Below are 19091 nucleotides of genomic sequence, written 5' to 3' on the forward strand. Positions count from 1 at the left end.
TCAGTTTGCTCCGCCCGGTAACCATTGCCGCAGGGCGCTGCCGGCCGTCCCGAGCAGCGAGCCGAGCCAACTGCCGCCATCCTCGACCAGCACCATGGTCACCCGGAATACCGGCATTTCGGCCAAGATATCGTCGGTAAAGCCAAGCGAAGCCTGCGTGGCCGCGATCAGGAACGGGCCGGTGCCTTGCGCGAAAAGATCCTCGAAGCGCTGGAACTCGCTCGGACCGATGATGCCGTTTCCCAGCAACATCAGCGGCGTAATCTCGTCCCAGTCCCATCGGGGCGGCTTGGGGCCATCGATCTTGCGAAAGATCTGGTTGTGAATGACGTTGACCAACTCGTCGCGGATAGCATCGGTAAAGGCGATGGACGATCCGGGCCGCAGTATGTTGACGGCGTCCGCCAGTTGCTGCGCGCGGGCATCCATGACGTGTCGCATGGCGCTCTTGGCCTGCACGAGAATATCCGCCGCATCCGCGCTCATGTCGAAGGCAAAATCCGGATCGATTCTCTTCATCTGGTTGGTGATCGATACCAGGGGTGAATCGGCGTTCTGCAGGAAATGGGCGAAGTCGAAAGCGAAGGAATAGCCGCCATCGAACAGCGCGCTCATCCCGTCGCTTCCCTCTCCGGGACCGGCCCCGCGCCAGCCGCGCGCACCGACGCGCCGCGCATCGCTGAAAATCTGCCGCAGGCTTTCCGAGGACGCGACCGGCGAGACCAGCGCGCCGAAGTCCTTCAGCGCCTTGCATTGCACGAAGGAGACCAGCCATTGCCCGGCCTCGCCGGCCGCCTTGTAGATCGCGACATCGGGGCCAAGCGCCTTGTCGAACATCGGGAAGGATACACGCAGATGCGCCACCTCCTGCCCGATCTCGAGCAGGACCGCGACCACCCGCACCTCGAGCCGAGTGCCGAAATCGTAGCCCGAGCGCATCAGGAAGGTCCCCGCCGCCGTCGCCAGCCCGTCCACTTGGAAGAGCTTCGCCTTCAAGGCGGGACCGCCCAGCGTGCCGCCGATCTCGTAGGCTTCATGAGCGAAGATCTCGGCGGTGCGGGCCATGCCCTGAACGAGGTCGGGAATCGTGATCCAGGGCATTTCCGTCGCGCCGGAGCGGCGCGCCCGACCGTAAAGCGCGCGCATGTGACCGGCGTCCAGCTGGTTGATGTCGGCGCCACCGACCAGATTGCGCAAGAGCAGCATGACCTCGTCGCCATCGGCGCGCACGAAGCCTTTTCCGACCGACAGATATGTCGCCCAAAGGCTATCCGCATCCATCACCTTCAGGCGGTCGGCGGTGGTTTGCCAGACGGCAATGGTGCCGACATGCTCGTAAGGGAACTTGACGAGACTGCGAAACCGCGGGCCGGTCTGTTCCAGCAGCACCCGCAGCGCATCCGGCCGCCAGGTCGAGATCCCGTCGGCCACCCCCATCGCGGCTTTCTGCGAAATGCTCAGGCTGCCTGCGAGAAAGAGCCCGGGCGCGCGCACCATCTCGTCGATATAGCGGAACGGCAGGAAATCGAGACGGCTCATGAAACGCCCCCCAACGGATTGACCGGGAAGCCTTCGCGCATGACCTTGTTGATCAGCCAGCGTCGGTAGTCATGCCCGAGCCCCGGGTCGATCAGGTTGCGCCGGGACACATCCATCAAGTTGCCGACGGTGTAGATCGCAACGCTGCCCACCTCATCGACATTTGCCAGAACCTTGCGCAAGAGCGGTGTTGCCCGGCCCGACAACTGCGCCGCGTTGCCGGTGCCTTCCTCGGCCAGCTTTGCCATGTCATCGAGCAGTTGCGTCGCCTCGCCCACATCATCAAGCGCATCCGCAGGCGGCACCCAGCGCGCATAGAGAAACGCCTTGCCGCGCGTCAGTACGAAGCCCGACACCGGCAGACCGATGCCCGCCGCCATCAACACCAGGTCGAAATTGGTGATCGGGCGGCCATAACGGTCGCGCGACGTGTTCCAGGCATAGATGAACTCGGCGATATCGAGCGCGATGGCATAGGGGTGCAAGCCGACGATGACATCGACGATGATCAGGAAGAAATCGGTCCACGAAAAAAGCCCCGTGGTGGGAATCGAGTTGGCGCTCGCGTCGAAACGCACGAACCCTGCCGCTGCAAACTCCGCCGGATCGAGGATCGGCAATTGTTGCGCGGCCAGACTGGTGAAGGCATGCGTGGCAAGCTCGGTTCCGCCGCCGCCCGAATCCGGGCCCTCAGCCTCGTCAAAGGCCATCATGTGCTGGGTCAACGGCACCATGTGGGGCCAGTTGCGGTAGACATCCACGATGTCGGGCGTGTCGTAGATTTCGACCTCGATCCTGGCATACAAGCTTTCCGCCGCCGAAAAGGTGATGTCCTCAAGTGCTGTCTGCGTATCCGTCTGCGCGCCCCCCGCCCGTGTGCGAAAGATCCGCAGCACCGGCCAGAAACGGCCCTGAAACTGCTCTGGGTTATCGCTGTGATAATAGACGAAATCGAAGTCCGCGCGGTAGCCGATGGTCCCGTCGGTTCGGTTCTTGCGCTTGATGTCGAAGGACGCCCAGGCATCCCCGATGGCAAGCGGCAAGACCGGCTGTCTGTCGGCAGCCGTCAACTCGACATCGAGGAAGACATGAAACGAGGTGCCATCCGGCCCTTCAGAAATCAGCACGCCGTCGCTGAAGTAGGTAAGATCGTTCACCGACAGGCCCAGCGGCGGATTGCTGGGGCGGAAGAAGGGCGTGTACAGTTCCTGCCGATTGATCGGTTCGCCCCAGGACGGGATGCCATAGTCGGACTTGCGCAGGATCTCGACCTTGACCGCGTTCTGGTCCGGGTCGACCGTGACGCTGACGCCCGGTCCGGCCACGATCAAAAGGATCGGCAAGGGGTTGGCATCGGCGGCGCGCGGCGCGTCGGGATCGACGGGGATATATTCCCAGGTGAACATGTCCTCCATCGCCATGACGGGATAGTTGCCGCTTGGAGCCGGATCGGTGCCGTTCTCGTCGTCGTCGTCGTCGTCGTCCTCTTCGTCCATCGGCGGTGGCGGCGTCTCATAGACGGTTTCCGTTTCGATCAATGGCATGTCGCGCACGGTGATGGTCGCCAGCACGCCATAGGGATCGTCTGCACCGGGAAGACCCAGATCCGTATGCACGAGCACCAATTGCCGCGGGTCCGTTTCAAGCCGATCCGGGTTGTTTGGAAACCGCGGCACCCGACGCGCGACCAAAGGCTCGAGCACCGGCAGTTCATCATCGCTCACGAACGGATCGCGCAGTTCGAGGAACGGTGGCAAAAAGACCTGTGCCTCGATCATGTAGAAGATCAGATCCAGCCACGGCATATTGCGGGTGCTGGCCAGAACGCCGGGAGAGAAAGGCTCGAACGGGGCAGAGCCGCTGGAGTCCCACCGGGCGATGGACCGCCGGAAGTCGCCGGCCCGGAAATAGCTCGGGATGGTCTTGCCGGTGGCGGTCTTGATCGACTTGCGCAGGTTTTCCCGCCCGAGAATAAGCTGCATCAGGTAATTGAGGAAATCCGGCGCCGAGGTGGTGCGCGCGGGCAAGGCCCGAAGTCCGCTGGTCCTCACACCGCGGGCATACAGGGAATTGTCGAAGATGACCCGCTCGTACCAGCTGCGCGCGTCCAGAACCCAAAGCAGGCCGACATTGTCGACGACGGGCGTCGCGGTTTCGGCGGTGTCTGTCGGTTGCGCGGCGGGCAGCAGGGACGCCAGGATCGGGGCGATCGCGCTGACGAATTGCTGCACCCCGCGCGCATTGAGCTGGGCGCAGATCTCGTTGCTGGTGCCGCCGGTCGGGGCGACCGCCCGGTCGAGGATCAGCGTCAGCATCTTGCCGTCCGGCCCATCCGCCGCGCGCCCGGGACCGAGCGACCATTCGGCACCGCCCGTCAGGTCGAATGTCAGGCCGTGATGGGTCTGCGTGCCCTTCCTGAGATAGGGCGTGGTGAAGATGCGGACCAGCAGATGCGCCTGCGGCCTTTCGCCCAGCAGCGCCAGCGCCGCCGAGGTGTCCGACACATCGCTGAAGACCAGCTCTGAATCGAAGAACATGCCGCAACTCAGCAACCCCTCGGGCGTATCCGCGGTATCAAGGTCGGTGATCTCGATCTCGACCGGTTGCTGCCCGGCCAATCGCAAGGCCCGCAAGGCAGGAACGACGGTTTCGGCGACAAGCTTGACGAAGGTCAGGGAATAGCCGGAAACCGCGGTGCCACCAAGCCAGGAAACGGTGGTGCCCGTGACGTCCGTCAAAATCGAGGGGTCGGCAAACAGACCCGCATGCGACCGAGCATTCTCCAAAACGGAGCTCCAGAAAATCGCGTAAAATAAATGTTACTGCGGTCTAGCCTGCGCCGGAATCTTCAACCGGTCAAGCGTCTTGGGCGTAACATCGTGCCCCGAGGGGCGGGTCGCGGCGCCGCGCCTGCGCAGGTTCAATGGCCGGAAACGCACCAAGGGAAAGGCCGGAACGCTATCGCAAAAGGCGCAGCGCCGCGTCCCGGATGGCCGTCCGTGACGGCAGCGTCGCCGCATAGGCGGGCCCCGTGGCGATAAAGCAATCCTCTGCCGTCACCCGCGCATATCCATCACGCCCGGCTTCGGCAAACAGCGCCATCAGACCCTCGGATTGCGACCCGGTGCGGCGACATTCGTCGACGATCAGGACGCGGGTGCAGCGCTCGGTCGCGCGCAGGATCGCCGCTGGGTCCAACGGGGCCAGCCAGCGCAGGTCGATCACGCGCGCCTCGACGCCCTGCCCGGCAAGGTCGTGCCGCGCCTGCTCGGACAGATACACGCCGTTGCCATAGGTCACGATGGCGATATCCGTGCCCTCGCCAAGTACGCGCGGTTCCGACAGGGGGGCCACCTCGCCGGGGACCGGATACGGTCGCATCCAGCCGCCATCGCCCTCTTCCAGCAGATCGCGCATCGGATAAAGCGCGATCGGCTCGATCATCACGACGACCCTCTGCGCGTCGCGCGCCAGGCGGACCGCCGTGCGATACATCCGCACCGCATCGGCGCCATCGGACGGGCAGCCTATGACGATGCCGGGGATGTCGCGCAGTACCGCAAGTGAATTGTCGTTGTGGAAATGGCCGCCGAACCCCTTCTGATACCCAAGCCCCGCGATGCGCAGCACCATCGGGTTGGCGAATTGCCCGTTCGAGAAGAAGGGAAGCGTCGCCGCCTCGCCACGGATCTGGTCCTCGGCATTGTGCAGATAGGCAAGAAACTGGATCTCGGGCATCGGCAGATACCCCTGTTGCCCCAGGCCGATCGCCAGCCCGAGGATCGACTGTTCATCGAGCAGCGTGTCCATGACGCGTCCGGCGCCAAAGCGTCCCTGCAGCCCCTTGGTGATGCCGTAGACACCGCCCTTCCGGCCCACGTCCTCGCCCGCGATCACGATCTCCGGCACCTCGAGCATGAGATCGGTCAGTCCAAGGTTGATCAGCTTGTTCATCGCCTGCGGTTGCGTCAGGGCGCGCATGTCCGAAGGTCCAAAGGCGGCGGCGCGGTCCTCGGGGCTCGGGACGTTGCGGGATGGCGGCAGTCGTTCCGGCGGCAGGATACTGGCCGCGACCTCGGCGGCGAAACCCAGGCGCGGGCGCGTCATCGCGGTTCTTGCGGCACTGAAGCAAAGTTCTTCAACATCTTCGTAGGACGCGATAATGTCGCGTTCCTCAAGTCCTGCATCAAGCAGCCTGCGCGCGGTGAACAGCAGCGGATCCCGGGCCTCGTCGGCGTCGATCTCGGCGTCGCTGCGATAGACCGTCTCCAGATCCGCACCCGCGTGGCCATAAAGCCGGACACAGCCCAGATGCAGGATGCCCGGACGCCGCGTGCGGCGGATGTCGCCGGCCAGGGCCCGGGCCGCTGCATAGGTCGCCACCACATCCAGCCCGTCGGCAGAGCGATAGCCCAGCCCCGGGCGCGATGTCAGGACCGCGCGCACCCAGCCCTCGGGCGATCTGACCGAGATGCCGATGCCGTTGTCCTCGCAGACGAACATCAGCGGCAGCGGCGCGCCCTGCCACGCCGTCCACCCCGCGCCGTTCAGCGCCCCTTGCGCGGTCGAATGGTTCAGCGCGGCATCGCCGAACGAACACATCACGATCCGGTCTTCGCGCCCGCCGTTGCGCCGGTTGAGCCCGAAGGCAAAGGCCGATCCGACCGCTTTCGGCAAATGACTTGCAATCGTAGAGGTTTGTGGCGGGATGTTGAGGTGTTTCGAGCCCAGAACCTTGTGCCGTCCGCCCGAGATCGGATCGTCGCTGGACGCGGCCAGGGACAGCGCCAGATCCAGCGTCGGGTCCTGTCCGGCCTGGCCTGCACGGGCGGCCTGAAACGCGGTGTCGCGGTAGTGCAGGAAGGCCGGATCGTCCGTGCGCAGCGCCGCGGCGACGCCCGCCATGCCCTCGTGGCCCGAAGAGCCGATGGTGTAGAACCCCTGCCCTTGGGATTGCAGCCAGCGCCCGGCGCGATCCATGTGGCGCGAAATCAGCTGCGCCCGCCACAGTGCCTCGAGCCCGGCGCGGTCCAGCCCCGCCTCGGCAAGGGTGCCCGACACCTGCGGCAATGCGCCCTCGCGGACCCGTCTCAGAAAGCGCTCATGCACGCGCGTTGCCGCATCCATCCGGCCACCTCGTCCCCATGAAAAACGGCGCGGAAGTGACCCTCCGCGCCGCGCTACCTTGGCCCCCGCGATGAGAGGCCGCAAGGGCTCGAAAAGCTGCGCCCTAGAAGAACGCCTGCAGGCCGGTCTGGGCCCGGCCCAGGATCAGCGCATGCACATCGTGGGTGCCCTCGTAGGTGTTCACCGTCTCGAGGTTGACCATGTGGCGGATCACCTGGAACTCGGCCGAAATGCCGTTGCCGCCATGCATGTCCCGCGCCATTCGCGCGATATCCAGCGCCTTGCCGCAATTGTTGCGCTTGATGATCGAGATCATCTCGGGCGCGGCCTTGGCCTCGTCCATCAGGCGACCGACCCGCAGGCAGGCCTGAAGCCCCAGCCCGATTTCGGTCTGCATGTCGGCAAGCTTTTTCTGGAAAAGCTGCGTCTGCGCCAATGGCTTGCCGAACTGCTTGCGATCCAGCCCGTAGCTGCGCGCGCCGTGCCAGCAGAACTCCGCCGCCCCCATCACGCCCCAGCCGATGCCATAGCGCGCCCGGTTGAGACAGCCGAACGGCCCTTTCAGCCCCTCGACATTGGGCAGCAGTGCGTCTTCGCCGACATCGACCCCGTCCATCACGATCTCGCCGGTGACCGAGGCGCGCAGGCTCAGCTTGTTGCCCACTTTCGGTGCCGACAGCCCTTTCATGCCCTTTTCCAGAACAAACCCGCGGATCTTGCCGCCATGGGCGTCGGACTTGGCCCAGATCACGAAGACATCGGCAATCGGAGAGTTCGAGATCCACATCTTCGACCCGGTCAGCCGGTAGCCCCCATCGATCTTGTCGGCACGCGTCTTCATGCCGGACGGATCAGAGCCCGCATCGGGTTCCGTCAGGCCGAAACAGCCGATAAATTCGCCGGATGCCAGTTTCGGCAGATACTTCTTGCGCTGCGCTTCGGTACCGTAAGCGTAGATCGGGTACATCACCAACGAGGACTGCACCGACATCATCGAGCGATAGCCGGAATCCACCCGTTCGATTTCGCGGGCCACCAACCCGTAGGACACATAGCTGCCGCCCAACCCGCCGTATTCCTCGGGGATTGTGGTGCCGAGCAGGCCCATTTCGCCCATCTCGCGGAAAATTTCGGGTTCGACCGTTTCTTCCTCGAAGGCCCTGAGGATGCGCGGCTGCAGTTTTTCCTGTGCGTAGGCGCGCGCGCTTTCGGCGATCATGCGCTCGTCTTCCTCGAGCTGGTCCACCAGACGGAACGGGTCTTCCCAGTCGAACGCGCCCAGATCAGGCGCGTCCTTGGCTTTCAGCTTGGGTGTTTCGTTCAGATCTTTCATGGCTCGCACCTTCTCATTCGGTTCGCCGCCGCGTGACTTCGCACGAACGGCAAGACACCGGGACAGTACCGCAAGACGGTATTCACGAAAAGCAGGTATCCCCCGGTCTCGGCACCCGTTCGACCGATGCGGACGGCGCGCCGTCGCCGCGTGATACCCCTAGTGCGGAAGCGTAAAGACCTGCCCCGGATATATCAGGTCCGGATTGCGGATCTGTCCCTTGTTGGCCTCGAAGACCTTTACGTAAAGCGGCCCCTCGCCGTAGCGGTCGCGCGAAATGCCCCAAAGCGTGTTGCCCGGCTGAACCGTAACCGCAAAGACCGGTGCCGCGTTACCGGTGTTGGCCGCGTCAAGCGTTTCCCGGCTTTCGCGTCGAAACGGGCTTTCGATCCGCGCGATCACCCGACCCCCGGCGTCGATCCGATCGAGCCGCAGGGTGTAGGTGCCAGCGGCGACCCCCGGCAAGCCGGTCTGCCAGCGCCCGCTATCGCCCACATCGGTCAGCACCACTTCGTCATTGTCGAGATAGACGCGCAGGGTGCCGTTGGGGCTGGCGCGCCCGGTGAGCGACACGTCGCCGCTATCGTCGTACGAGATCGCATCAAGCGCCACGAACTCGCCATCCGGCAGGGTCGCGACCTCGGTGGCGGGCTGGATCACCTCAAGACCGGCGGGCCCCGACGTCAACACAACCGCCGGCGCGAGGTCTTGCGGCGCAGGCGGCAACACGATGCTTGGTCGCCCCGCAGATAGCGCAGGGTCGTCGGTATCGGGCCTGCCGGATTGTGCCATGGGCATGACCGGTGCGGCTGTGGCAACATCGGCCCCCGGTTGCGCCCGTTCTGCGACGGCGGGATCGGGCGTGCCGGCACCTTCTGGCGTCGCCAAGTCCTCGGCTGCATCCGTCGGCGCCTCGGCCCGGCGCGTGCCCGGGCTGGCGGTCTCGTCAGCACGTACGCCGGGCGTTTCGACGTCGGGTCCGGTCGCGGTCGTCACTGGCGGACGCGGGGCGAGGATGATGTCGGGCGCGGTCAGCGATGACGTGCCGTCCGGACCATCGATGCCAAGCGTCAGGATGCGGGCCCGATCGCTGGTTCCAAGATCCAGAAGGAAGACAAAATTGCCCGCATCATCGCTGTCGGTACGCGCGGCCTCTTGTCCATCGACTTGTAAACGCAGCGGCGTATTGGACGCGACGCGCCCCGCCACCACCGTGCCCCCCGAGGCATCCACCCGCACGATGTCGACGGTGGGTGCAACGGGCGACGCCGAAACCGTGTCGGCCTCGGTGTCGGTGTCGGGCGCTTGCTGCGGGGTCGGCGGCGTTTCGGGCGCGTCGACCGCTGTCGATGCCTCGGGCATCGGGGCGGGGTCTGTCGCAGCTTCCGTCGTGCGCGACGGGTCCAAAGGCCTGCGCTGGGACGACGATGGTTCCACAGCTTCCCTGGCACTGTCCGGATCGACCCCTGCGGTGGCTCCGGCAGAGGCGGCGACGGTCTGCGCGGGCGGTTCCGCCGATGTCACGGACGGCGTCGGGGCGGGCGATTGCGTCTGCGTCCTGGCGTCGGACAGGGCCTCTGCACCGTCCATACGGGTCGCGGCATCTTCGGCGGCGTCGGGCGCGGACTCACCGATCCGGGCTTCCGGATTGCGCATTTCCGGCTGCATCGCGGCCACGGGACCGTCCGCCAACGGCACGGCATCGGGGGGCGCGGTCTGCCCCGTCGCCGCCTCCTGCACAAAAGGATCAAGCCGCCCGGACAGATACAGCCCCAGTGCCACCGCCCCGAGCACGCCGACAAGCCCGGTTGCAACACCGCCGGGCCCCTTCAGAAACGTGAGGTTGCTCATTCGCGCATTCATTCCCATCCGCCAGCGGCGCGCAATCCCCCCGGAAATACGCAAAGTCCAGTTGAGCGTGTATAGCAACGCCACTAAGACCGGTCAAAAGCCCCGGAAACTGGAGTGTCCTTTATGCAAAATGCCTCGATCTGCGTCTATTGCGGCGCCCGCGACGGTGCGCGCGACGTTTTTGCCAGGCAAGCTGCCGAAATGGGGCGGCTCATCGGTCAGAACGGGTGGCGTCTGGTCTATGGCGCGGGCGATGTTGGGTTGATGGGGAGGGTCGCACGAGCGGCGCAAGAGGCCGGGGCAGACACGCTCGGGGTCATTCCGGCGCATCTGGTGGAGTGGGAAGTCGGCAAGCGCGATCTAACGCGGTTCGTCGTCACCGAAACCATGCACGAGCGCAAGAAGGTGATGGTGATGAACGCCGATGCCATCGTGGTCATGCCCGGGGGGGCCGGTTCACTTGACGAGTTTTTCGAGGTTCTGACCTGGCATCAGCTCGGCTTGCACGAAAAGCCGATTATCCTCATGAATGTAGACGGTTACTGGGATAAGCTGATCCAACTTCTGGACCATGTCGTGGCCGAAGGCTTCGCCGGTGCTGATACCCGCGCGGCGGTTCATATCGCCGACGATGCCGCGGCTGCCGCGACGCTCTTGCGCCGCCTGCTTTCGGCGCGCAGCGTGGCGGTCGAATAGATCGCAAGCGCGGTCCAGATCAGGGCAAAGGCCATCGCCTGCACCAGACCGAACGGTTCGCGAAAAATCAGAACAGCGACAAGGAATTGCAGCGTCGGGTTCAGGTACTGGATCAACCCCACGCTCGACAGGGATATGCGCTGCGAGGCATAGCTGAACAGGATGAGCGGAACCGAGGTCAGCGGACCAGACAAGGCCAGCAAGATACTGGTATCCCAGGACTTTCCGAAAAGCCCCTTGCCATCGAACCAGTGCAGTTTGATCAGCCACCCGGCCGAAAATGGCAGGATCAACAGTACCTCGCTGGTAACGGACACCACCGGGCCGATACGCAGGCGCTTCTTGGCCAGCCCGTAAAAGCCGAAGGACACCGCCATGATCAACGCGTAGATTGGCGGGTGGCCCAGCTGGACCGACAGGATTAACACGGCAATCGCCGCAAGCCCCACGGAAACTCCCTGCCAAAACCCCATCCTTTCCTTGAACGCCACCATCCCCAAAAGAACCGCCACCAGCGGAAAGATGTAATAGGCCAGGCTCGCCTCGGTCGCGCGTCCGGTCTGGATCGACCGGATGAACAGGAACCAGTTGGTCGAGATCATCATCGCCGCGAAAAGGATGGTCGCTACATTGCCGAGATCAGACAGGGCGCGCGCCAGTTCGCGCAGGCGCCCCCTCAGGGTCAGTACGACGGTGAAGGTCACCAGCGACCAGAACGTCCGATGGGCCAGGATCTCGAGCGTTGGAACGTCGGACAACAGCTTGTAGTATATGGAAGAAAGGCCCCATATGGTGCAACACAGCACCATTGCGGCAATGCCTGACTGTATCGCGCCCACGGCCCACTCCTGACATGTGTCATGCCAGACGTGACAGAAGCGACCGCGCCGCGCAATCGGAGCCCGGTGTTGCAGATACCGGGCTCCGCTCGGGGCGTTACGTCTTGGCCAATTCGTCGCGCAGCAACGTCTCGATCTTGTCGATCGGGTGGTTGGTCAGCGTCTTGTCGACCTCTGCGATCACGCGGGCGCGCACCTCGTCATGGATTTCGTTACGCAATTCGCCAAGCACCGAGGGCGGGGCCACCAGCACGATGCGTTCGAACATGCCCTTATGCGCCTGCTTGTAAAGAATGTCGGCCAAGTCCTTGGCAAACCGGTCTTTTGCAAGCTCATGCCAGTCCGTGTCATCAAGGGCCGAGCGTTGCCCGACGCCGTTGTCGTGCATCCGACCCGGTCGGTTGGCCGATTGTTCGCGATCCGACGGGTTTTCCTGTTCTTCAAGCCGAACCACGTTCAGGTCGGGGTTTTCCGCATCGACGTCATTGCGCAGGAAAAGCGCCTTCTCACCATCGGCGATCAAAACCCAGGTGCCGTGATCGATCGTGGTCATCACACTTTCTCCTTGTCGCCGCTGCTGTTCTTGTCCTGCCCCAGGGGCCGCGTCGCACCGCTGGAGGTTTCGTCAAGCTGCTTGCCCTCGTCGCGGGTGCCGACCTTGCGGGCTATGTTGCCGTCGGCGCGACCGCCCTGTCCGGGTGTTTCGGGCAGGTCTTCGGGTGCCTCGCCGAGTATTTCCTCGGTCTCGCGGGTGCCGTCCTTGGATCTGATACGCTCTGCCATTGAAGCCTCCTGTGCATTGCATCTTCAAGGGCAAAACGCGCGCCCGCGGTGCGATGTTCCGGCCACGGTCAGTCTTTTCCCGGATTTGGGGCGTGTCCGCACCTCGGGGCATGCAGGGGGTGTCCGGCCAGATGATCCGTTGATAACCCGATGCCGCACGGAAAACGCCCCGGGTGTGACCCCGGGGCGCGATGGCGACAAGTGCTAAACTGTAATGTATTCAGGCCTTTGAAAGGCGTTCCGCAACGTTTTCCCAGTTTACCAGGTTATCGAGGAAGTTCGACAGATATGCGGGACGCTTGTTGCGGAAATCGATGTAGTAGGAATGCTCCCACACATCGACGCCCAGCAGCGCCGTCTGATCGAAGCACAGCGGGTTTACGCCGTTTTCTGTCTTGGTGACCTTCAGGCCGCCGCTTGCATCCTTGACCAGCCATGCCCAGCCCGAGCCGAACTGGCCGGCACCGGCCGCGGCGAAGTCGTCCTTGAACTTGTCGACGGAGCCGAAGCTGTCCTTGATCGCGCTTTCCAGTTCCGACGGCATTTCGGTGGCGTCGGGCGCCATCATTTCCCAGAACTGGTTGTGATTCCAGTACTGCGAGGCATTGTTGAAGATACCGGACTGGGCCACTGCGTTTGGGTCGTAGGTGCCCTTGATGATCTCTTCGACAGTCTTGCCTTCCCACTCGGTCCCGGCGATCGCCTTGTTGCCGTTGTCGACATAGGCCTTGTGGTGGATGTCATGGTGAAACTCGAGGGTCTCCTGGGACATGCCCTTGGAGGCCAGCGCGTCGTGGGGATAGGGAAGATCGGGAAGTTCAAAAGCCATGACGGTCCTCATGAGTTGCGGGGTTTGTTACGTGCATAGGTCGTTGGTGCGACGACAAGGCCGCGGGGTCAAGTCGCCTCGCGCAGCCTTTCAATTCCCAACGCGCGAAAATCGCGATTGTTCCGGCCAAGGGCCGCGGCGGTTGCCATGGGCGATTTGGCCACAGCGCCCGGCACGGTTTTTGCCTTTTGATCGGACCGCCGGGGCGATATGTCAGCGGAAATGACAAAGGGGCAGACATGACCGCGTTCTGGATCGCAAGCGGTGCGATGGCACTTCTGGTAGCAGCATTGATCGGCGTCACGCTGTTGCGGGCCCGGCGTGTGGCGTCGGGCGACGAAGCCTCCGATGTCAGCGTCTACCGCGACCAGCTGCGCGAGGTCGACCGCGACCTCGAACGCGGTGTGATCGGCCCCGAGCAGGCCGACCGGTTGCGCACCGAGGTATCGCGCCGCCTGCTGGCCGCCGATGCCAGCGCCCAGGCCCACCGTGACGCGGTCGACCAGCCCCCCGGACTGAGCCGCGCCATGGCGGCCCTTGTCGCCGCGTTCCTGTTGGGCATGAGCGTGTTTCTCTATGCGGGGCTCGGCGCGCCCGGTTACGGCGATCTGAGCCTTGCCCATCGCATCGCCCAGGCGGACGAGGCGCGCAGGACCCGCCCCGATCAGGCCACCGCCGAGGCGCAGGTGCCGATCACCGAACCCGCCGAACCCACCGCACCGGAATACCTTGAACTGGTGGAACGTCTGCGCGCAGCGGTGGCCGAGCGTCAGGACGACCTGCAGGGGTTCGTCTTTCTGGCGCGATCCGAAGCGGCGCTTGGCAACTACAAGGCCGCGTATCAGGCACAGCAGCGCATCATCGCGTTGAAGGGCGATGCGGCGACCGCCAAGGACTACGTCGATCTTGCCGACATGATGGTGCTTGCGGCGGGCGGCTACGTGTCGCCCCAGGCCGAGGCCGCGCTGCAGGCAAGCCTCGCCCGCGACCCCGAAAACGGCGTTGCGAATTACTATCTCGGCCTGACCATGGCCCAGACCGGGCGGCCCGACCGCGCGTTTCGCGTCTGGGACCGGCTGTTGCGGCGCTCGGCGGCGGATGACCCCTGGGTTGCGCCGATCGTCCAGCAGATCGAGGAACTGGCCTATCGCGCGGGTCTGGCCGAATACACCGTGCCCCTGCCCGAAACGGCCCCCCTGCCCGGCCCGTCCGAAAGCGACATGGACGCCGCAGGAGAGATGACCGACGCAGACCGCCAGTCGATGATCGAAGGCATGGTCAGCCGTCTGTCGGACCGCCTGTCGCGGCAAGGCGGCACGCCCGACGAATGGGCGCGGCTGATCTCGGCCTACGGTGTCCTTGGCGATACGGATCAGGCCCGCGCGATCTGGAACAATGCGCAAGAGGTCTTCCTCGGCAACGCGGCGGCGCTGGACACCGTGCGCAACGCGGCGCGCAATGCCGGGATCGCGGAATGATCTTCGACACGCTCGACCTTGCCGCGGCAGAGTTTCCGCCCATGCGCGCGCTTGCCGGGCTCGATCTGGGCGACAAGACCATCGGCGTGGCGGTGTCGGATCGTCTGCTGACCGCCGCCACCCCGCTCGAGACGATCCGCCGCAAGAAGTTCAGCCTCGATGCCGAGCGCCTGATCGCGGTCCTGACCGCGCGCGAAATCGGCGGTGTCGTCCTTGGCCTGCCGCGCAACATGGATGGCAGCGAAGGGCCGCGCTGTCAGAAGACACGGGCCTTCGCGCGCAACCTTGAAAAGCTCTGGGACGGGCCGATCAGCTTCTGGGACGAACGGCTGTCGACGGTGGCCGCCGAACGTGCCCTGCTTGAGGCAGATACGTCACGAAAACGCCGCGCCGAGGTGATAGATCACGTTGCGGCATCTTATATCTTGCAGGGTGCATTGGACCGCCTTAGGCATATCCGCCAGGCGCAGGACGGGATCTGAGCTATGGCCGAACGACAAACACCACCCAACGGGGTCTGGCAGCGCGACGAGATCGAGAGCCCCTGCGTGCAGACCTGCGTCGTGCATCCCGCAGAGCGGATCTGCGTCGGATGCCTGCGCACCATCGATGAAATCACCGGCTGGTCGCGGATGTCGGCGCAGGAACGTCGCGACATCATGGCGACGCTGCCCGACCGTGCGCCGCGCCTTCGGAAAAGACGCGGCGGACGGGAAGCGCGGCTGAAGACCTGATCCTCAGGCCGCGGTCAGCGGCACCGTCTCGGGGGCGATTACCACCACATTGTCAAGCGTGAAGCCATTTGTCGCCCCGTTCACGATGCGCGCGACAGTCACGGCCTCCTCGCCCTCGCCCAGCGTCAGAAGCGCGTCTTCCCCGTCCTCCGCCACGCCAAGCGCTCCGCCATCGCTGTCGTCGAGGCTCAGTTGCAACAGGTCGGCTTCGGCGCCCGTGGTGACAAAATCGGTGATCGTGGCGGTGTTTTCGGGCACTGGTACGCCGTCGTCGCGCATCAGGTCGACCACGAAGATGTCCGCCCCGGCGCCGCCGGACAGGATATCGAGGCCATTGCCGCCATCCAGGACATCCTCGCCGTCCTGACCGTTCAACGTGTCGTTGCCGTCCTGTCCGATCAGCGCGTCGTCGCCGTCGCTGCCGAACAGCACGTCGTCATTGGCCCCGCCTTCGACCTGGTCGTCGCCATCGCCACCGCGCAGCGTGTCCTCGGCCAGACCGCCCAGGATGGTGTCGTCGCCATTCTCGCCCCGAATGCTGTCGTTGCCGTCGTTGCCCTTGGCGAAATCGTTGCCGTCGCCGCCGTCGATCTGGTCCGCGCCGACGCCGCCGAGCAGGGTGTCGTCGCCGGTCCCGCCATCAAGTGAATCGTCGTCGCCGCCGCCGTTGAGCTGGTCCATCCCGCCCTGACCCAGCAGGGTATCGTTCCCCGGGCCGCCTTCGAGCACGTCATCGCCGGAACTACCCTCGAGATAGTCGTCACCGCCCAGGCCACGCAACGTGTCGTTGCCGTCGCTGCCATCGAAACGGTCATCGCCTTCAGAGAGCGTCACATCGTCGTCCGGACCCTCGGAAAGCGGCGGTTCGCCACCGGGATCGCCGCCCGGGTCTCCGCCGTCGTCAATGACGATATCGTTGTCGTCATCGTCGTCGTCGTTATCATCGTCGTGAAATATCAGCGCCGACAGCGCGAGAAACGGCAGCAAGGAAAGCAGCAAACTCATTTTTCAGACCCCCACAGGTATCAAACCTTTTGATATTATGGGGCAATCCCGGATTTCGGTCAAATGCGCCGTCCGATTGTTTCCAATTCAACAAATATGCCGCGTGTTCCGCACGATCATGCCATCTTCGCGCCACAGTCCCCGGTCCGCCCGGGCGCTGCGCTCAGGCCGCGCTGCGTGCCGACGCCATCTCGTCCATGGCGCGCAGGACAAGGGCCGAGGTCGCGCCGTCCCGGGTGGCATTCTCGGACAGGACCCGCCGCCATGTGCGCGCACCGGGTCGGCCCGCAAAGAGACCCAGCATGTGCCGCGTGACCTGGTGCAGCTTGCCACCTGCCGCGATATGGGCATCGATATAGGTCAGCATCGCGCGGGCGGCCTCTTCGGGTTCGATGGGGGCACGATCGACGCCAAAGATCACCCGGTCCGCGTCGGCCAGGATGTCCCACGGCTGGTGATAGGCCGCGCGCCCGATCATGACCCCGTCCAGCCCCGCATCGAGAAAGCCGCGCGCCTGGTCCAGCGAGGTGATCCCGCCATTGACCGAAATGTGCAGATCCGGAAACGCCGACTTCATGCGCTGCACCAATCCGTAATCGAGCGGCGGCACGTCGCGGTTCTCTTTCGGGCTGAGCCCCTGAAGCCAGGCCTTGCGCGCATGAACGATGAACCTGTCGCAGCCCGCCGCCGCGACGCGGGCGATGAAGTCCGGCAGCACCTGTTCAGGGTCGTGGTCATCGACCCCGATCCGGCACTTCACCGTCACCGGAACGTCCACCGCATCGCCCATGGCCCGAACCGCGCGCGCCACGAGGTCCGGATCGCGCATCAGGACCGCGCCGAACGTGCCGGATTGCACCCGGTCCGACGGGCAGCCGACGTTGAGGTTGATCTCGTCATAGCCAGCTTCCGCCCCGAGCCGCGCCGCCTCCGCCAGCTCCGCCGGATCGCTGCCGCCCAGCTGCAAGGCGACGGGGTGCTCAGAGGCGTCGAAGTCCAGCAAATGCAAGGCCCCGCCCCGGACCAGAGCCGGCGCGGTCACCATCTCGGTATAAAGCAACGCCTGCCGCGACAGCACACGGTGAAACACACGGCAATGCCGGTCGGTCCACTCCATCATAGGGGCAATAGAAAGCCTAGCATGTTGATGCACTTGCATTTTTCTTTCACATTCAAACCGTTGCGGGGCAAAGTTGCGACGCTGCACCACGCCCCAATATCCCCGAATTTGCCCCTTTACGACGACTCATTGCACATACAGCGCACACGAAAATGGCCTCCATCACCAAGCTCCCCTCTGGGGTCTGACCTGCGTCCAGTTCAGACGAAAGGGCCGCTACGCGAGCGAGACGTTTCTCCGTCGCGACGACGCCGCACGCTCAAGCCCGCCAAGCGGAGACCCGGGTGGATCAGGGGTTGGCGCCGAACAAGTCGTCCGTTTCCCGCCTCCAGACCTTCGGCGATCTCATTGATCTCCACATAATCGATATGTGCGAGGTAGGCAAACCGCCGCGTCGCAGCAAGGCCGCCACGCTCAAGCGCGATCTGGGCAAGGAGAAGATCGGGCACCTCGATCGCAGCGGAATTACGAGAACTTCTGAAAGACGTTGAGCAGAAGCGTTTCGATATGAGCAGCAGACTTGTTAACCGACACTTTCAAGCTGTTGGGGTGGCCGCATCCATTGCGAAGATCGAGACAACCCTTGAGCTGCGCCTTGACGTTTTTGCCAATGATCGACATCGCCTCGATCCGGTCCAAGAAGTCGCTCTCACCCATCTTCCCGATATCGTCCTGAGAATTGGCCACCTTCCATTTGCCGTTGACGCGCTTCGCCTCGGCATTGAATGCGGCAAGATTGTTTTGGTGAACGTGTCTTTGCAGCACATCCACTGCTCCGAGCCATGACATGACAATTGCTGAACGGTACAACTCTGCCTCATGGCACTTGATGGCTTCCTCGACGAAGACCCGCGTTTGCTCCTCCGTGATGTCCGAGAGATATTTGCGGAGATCGACGGCAACCTGCATTGCTGCCGGGCTGGTCGTAGAAACTCCCAAGTCACGCAAATGCAGCTTGCCCGCTTCCGTCAATTCCCATCCAGTCGTGCGGATGGCTCTACCCTTGGATGCGCCGAGGGTGGCAGACACATTCCATTTTCGCATGCCGCGAAAACCCGCCGCTTCGGAAATTTCGTTAATCTTCGCTACAGAAATGGGCTCATCTTGAGTGGCCAAGACCAAAAGCACCTTGTCGAGCTTGCTTAGGTCCTTGTGGAGCCAGTCCTTGAGTTCAAGCGATTTCAGCAACTTTCGCCTCGATTTGCTTCCGTTCATTCGAACTCAGGGAATAAGTATCTGTCGCGACCTGATTGATCCGTTTCTTCTTTGTAAGACTGGAAAGGCTTTGCCCCAAGTTGCTACCAAGACTTTCCTTGTAATACGTCGTCGCGTTCTTCATTTCCGCCAATATCTCTGCACGCGTCGATGAAGACTTGCCTTGGACCAGTTCCAGTTGAGCCATTGCACAGACCACAAGTTCTGGACCAGTTTTTGCGTCGATGTGTGCCGCGATGGTATTGGTCGAGAAAACGGATGATCCCCCGGAAGCGGGCGCCACAGTTCCGTTGCCGTTGACGACAGGGGCGACAAAGGCGGGCGCCTGCATCTGGGCATCGTCGGGCACTTTGGAAGCCAATGCGCCCATAGTTTCCAACAACGCTTCGATGCCTCCCGTTAGAAACGCAGGGTCACCTTCATACTCAAGCTCCATAGAGCCGACCTTCAAACGAATTTTTGCGTTACTCATAGCGACATCCTACAAATAGAACCGAGTTCCTTAATTTCTACCAAATGTTGAGGTCGGCAACAAGTCGCCG

Annotated in this window: 17 protein-coding genes; 4 read left to right on the forward strand and 13 right to left on the reverse strand. The window is 63.6% G+C overall.

The features are described 5' to 3' along the window. The 5 genes from ACXYMN_RS01590 to ACXYMN_RS01610 form a co-directional block, all read right to left on the reverse strand. Window positions 1-1539, reverse strand: a complete 1539-nt coding sequence (locus tag ACXYMN_RS01590; RefSeq protein WP_459011634.1) for a hypothetical protein — start codon at window positions 1537-1539, stop codon at window positions 1-3. After that, the gene (locus ACXYMN_RS01595; RefSeq protein ID WP_459011635.1) at window positions 1536-4325 is read right to left on the reverse strand and encodes a hypothetical protein; all 2790 of its coding nucleotides are present in this window, start codon (window positions 4323-4325) and stop codon (window positions 1536-1538) included. Before ACXYMN_RS01595 ends, ACXYMN_RS01590 begins: the two co-directional genes overlap by 4 nt. A gap of 172 nt (window positions 4326-4497) precedes the next feature. Further along, a complete protein-coding gene (locus ACXYMN_RS01600) occupies window positions 4498-6666 on the reverse strand; it encodes a thiamine pyrophosphate-dependent enzyme (protein ID WP_459011636.1) in 2169 nt (722 codons plus the stop codon). A 103-nt stretch (window positions 6667-6769) separates the two neighbouring features. Continuing rightward, entirely contained in the window at window positions 6770-7999 is a 1230-nt protein-coding gene (locus ACXYMN_RS01605; protein WP_459011637.1) for an acyl-CoA dehydrogenase, read from the reverse strand. Window positions 8000-8158: 159 nt separating this feature from the next. Then, entirely contained in the window at window positions 8159-9850 is a 1692-nt protein-coding gene (locus tag ACXYMN_RS01610) for a LysM peptidoglycan-binding domain-containing protein (protein WP_459011638.1), read from the reverse strand. Between the two features lie 123 nt (window positions 9851-9973). Here ACXYMN_RS01610 and ACXYMN_RS01615 point away from each other — a divergent pair, with 123 nt between their 5' ends. Then, complete coding sequence (locus ACXYMN_RS01615; protein WP_459011639.1) at window positions 9974-10546, forward strand: LOG family protein; 573 nt, start codon at window positions 9974-9976, stop codon at window positions 10544-10546. Here the strand turns inward: ACXYMN_RS01615 and rarD are convergent. The 4 genes from rarD to ACXYMN_RS01635 form a co-directional block, all read right to left on the reverse strand. Next, window positions 10468-11385, reverse strand: coding sequence for an EamA family transporter RarD (gene rarD, locus ACXYMN_RS01620; protein WP_459011640.1), 918 nt, complete (start codon window positions 11383-11385; stop codon window positions 10468-10470). The genes ACXYMN_RS01615 and rarD overlap by 79 nt on opposite strands. 97 nt (window positions 11386-11482) lie before the next feature. Then, entirely contained in the window at window positions 11483-11938 is a 456-nt protein-coding gene (locus tag ACXYMN_RS01625) for a baeRF12 domain-containing protein (protein WP_459011641.1), read from the reverse strand. Next, window positions 11938-12168: a hypothetical protein gene (locus tag ACXYMN_RS01630; protein ID WP_459011642.1), complete on the reverse strand. Its 231-nt coding sequence runs from the start codon at window positions 12166-12168 to the stop codon at window positions 11938-11940. Before ACXYMN_RS01630 ends, ACXYMN_RS01625 begins: the two co-directional genes overlap by 1 nt. A gap of 220 nt (window positions 12169-12388) precedes the next feature. Beyond that, on the reverse strand, window positions 12389-12997 hold the full coding sequence (locus ACXYMN_RS01635; RefSeq protein WP_459011643.1) for a superoxide dismutase: 609 nt from the start codon (window positions 12995-12997) through the stop codon (window positions 12389-12391). Between the two features lie 239 nt (window positions 12998-13236). Between ACXYMN_RS01635 and ccmI the strand changes: the two genes are divergently transcribed. Genes ccmI through ACXYMN_RS01650 form a run of 3 tightly spaced genes read left to right on the forward strand, consistent with a single transcriptional unit; the run spans window position 13237 to window position 15209 of the window. Further along, entirely contained in the window at window positions 13237-14475 is a 1239-nt protein-coding gene (gene ccmI / locus ACXYMN_RS01640) for a c-type cytochrome biogenesis protein CcmI (protein WP_459011644.1), read from the forward strand. Continuing rightward, the gene (gene ruvX / locus ACXYMN_RS01645) at window positions 14472-14957 is read left to right on the forward strand and encodes a Holliday junction resolvase RuvX (protein WP_459011645.1); all 486 of its coding nucleotides are present in this window, start codon (window positions 14472-14474) and stop codon (window positions 14955-14957) included. Before ccmI ends, ruvX begins: the two co-directional genes overlap by 4 nt. Window positions 14958-14960: 3 nt before the next feature. After that, window positions 14961-15209 (forward strand): DUF1289 domain-containing protein, encoded by a 249-nt coding sequence (locus ACXYMN_RS01650; protein ID WP_459011646.1) that lies wholly within the window; start codon window positions 14961-14963, stop codon window positions 15207-15209. A 3-nt stretch (window positions 15210-15212) separates the two neighbouring features. Here the strand turns inward: ACXYMN_RS01650 and ACXYMN_RS01655 are convergent, their stop codons facing one another. From ACXYMN_RS01655 to ACXYMN_RS01670, 4 genes are all read right to left on the reverse strand, one after another. Then, window positions 15213-16214, reverse strand: a complete 1002-nt coding sequence (locus ACXYMN_RS01655; RefSeq protein ID WP_459011647.1) for a calcium-binding protein — start codon at window positions 16212-16214, stop codon at window positions 15213-15215. A 163-nt stretch (window positions 16215-16377) separates the two neighbouring features. After that, complete coding sequence (gene dusA, locus ACXYMN_RS01660) at window positions 16378-17373, reverse strand: tRNA dihydrouridine(20/20a) synthase DusA (RefSeq protein WP_459011649.1); 996 nt, start codon at window positions 17371-17373, stop codon at window positions 16378-16380. Between the two features lie 426 nt (window positions 17374-17799). After that, a complete protein-coding gene (locus ACXYMN_RS01665; RefSeq protein WP_459011650.1) occupies window positions 17800-18522 on the reverse strand; it encodes a hypothetical protein in 723 nt (240 codons plus the stop codon). Next, window positions 18506-19021, reverse strand: a complete 516-nt coding sequence (locus ACXYMN_RS01670) for a hypothetical protein (RefSeq protein WP_459011651.1) — start codon at window positions 19019-19021, stop codon at window positions 18506-18508. Before ACXYMN_RS01670 ends, ACXYMN_RS01665 begins: the two co-directional genes overlap by 17 nt. Window positions 19022-19091 lie beyond the last annotated feature (70 nt).

The sequence above is a fragment of the Roseivivax sp. CAU 1753 genome (assembly GCF_054482575.1).

Coding starts and splice junctions, on each gene's coding strand:
- ACXYMN_RS01590 (WP_459011634.1), bottom strand. CDS start 1,539: ATGAGCCGTCTCGATTTCCTGCCGTTCCGCTATATCGACGAGATGGTG.
- ACXYMN_RS01600 (WP_459011636.1), bottom strand. CDS start 6,666: ATGGATGCGGCAACGCGCGTGCATGAGCGCTTTCTGAGACGGGTCCGC.
- ACXYMN_RS01605 (WP_459011637.1), bottom strand. CDS start 7,999: ATGAAAGATCTGAACGAAACACCCAAGCTGAAAGCCAAGGACGCGCCT.
- ACXYMN_RS01610 (WP_459011638.1), bottom strand. CDS start 9,850: ATGAGCAACCTCACGTTTCTGAAGGGGCCCGGCGGTGTTGCAACCGGG.
- ACXYMN_RS01615 (WP_459011639.1), top strand. CDS start 9,974: ATGCAAAATGCCTCGATCTGCGTCTATTGCGGCGCCCGCGACGGTGCG.
- ACXYMN_RS01625 (WP_459011641.1), bottom strand. CDS start 11,938: ATGACCACGATCGATCACGGCACCTGGGTTTTGATCGCCGATGGTGAG.
- ACXYMN_RS01630 (WP_459011642.1), bottom strand. CDS start 12,168: ATGGCAGAGCGTATCAGATCCAAGGACGGCACCCGCGAGACCGAGGAA.
- ACXYMN_RS01635 (WP_459011643.1), bottom strand. CDS start 12,997: ATGGCTTTTGAACTTCCCGATCTTCCCTATCCCCACGACGCGCTGGCC.
- ccmI (WP_459011644.1), top strand. CDS start 13,237: ATGACCGCGTTCTGGATCGCAAGCGGTGCGATGGCACTTCTGGTAGCA.
- ruvX (WP_459011645.1), top strand. CDS start 14,472: ATGATCTTCGACACGCTCGACCTTGCCGCGGCAGAGTTTCCGCCCATG.
- ACXYMN_RS01650 (WP_459011646.1), top strand. CDS start 14,961: ATGGCCGAACGACAAACACCACCCAACGGGGTCTGGCAGCGCGACGAG.
- ACXYMN_RS01655 (WP_459011647.1), bottom strand. CDS start 16,214: ATGAGTTTGCTGCTTTCCTTGCTGCCGTTTCTCGCGCTGTCGGCGCTG.
- dusA (WP_459011649.1), bottom strand. CDS start 17,373: ATGCAAGTGCATCAACATGCTAGGCTTTCTATTGCCCCTATGATGGAG.
- ACXYMN_RS01670 (WP_459011651.1), bottom strand. CDS start 19,021: ATGAGTAACGCAAAAATTCGTTTGAAGGTCGGCTCTATGGAGCTTGAG.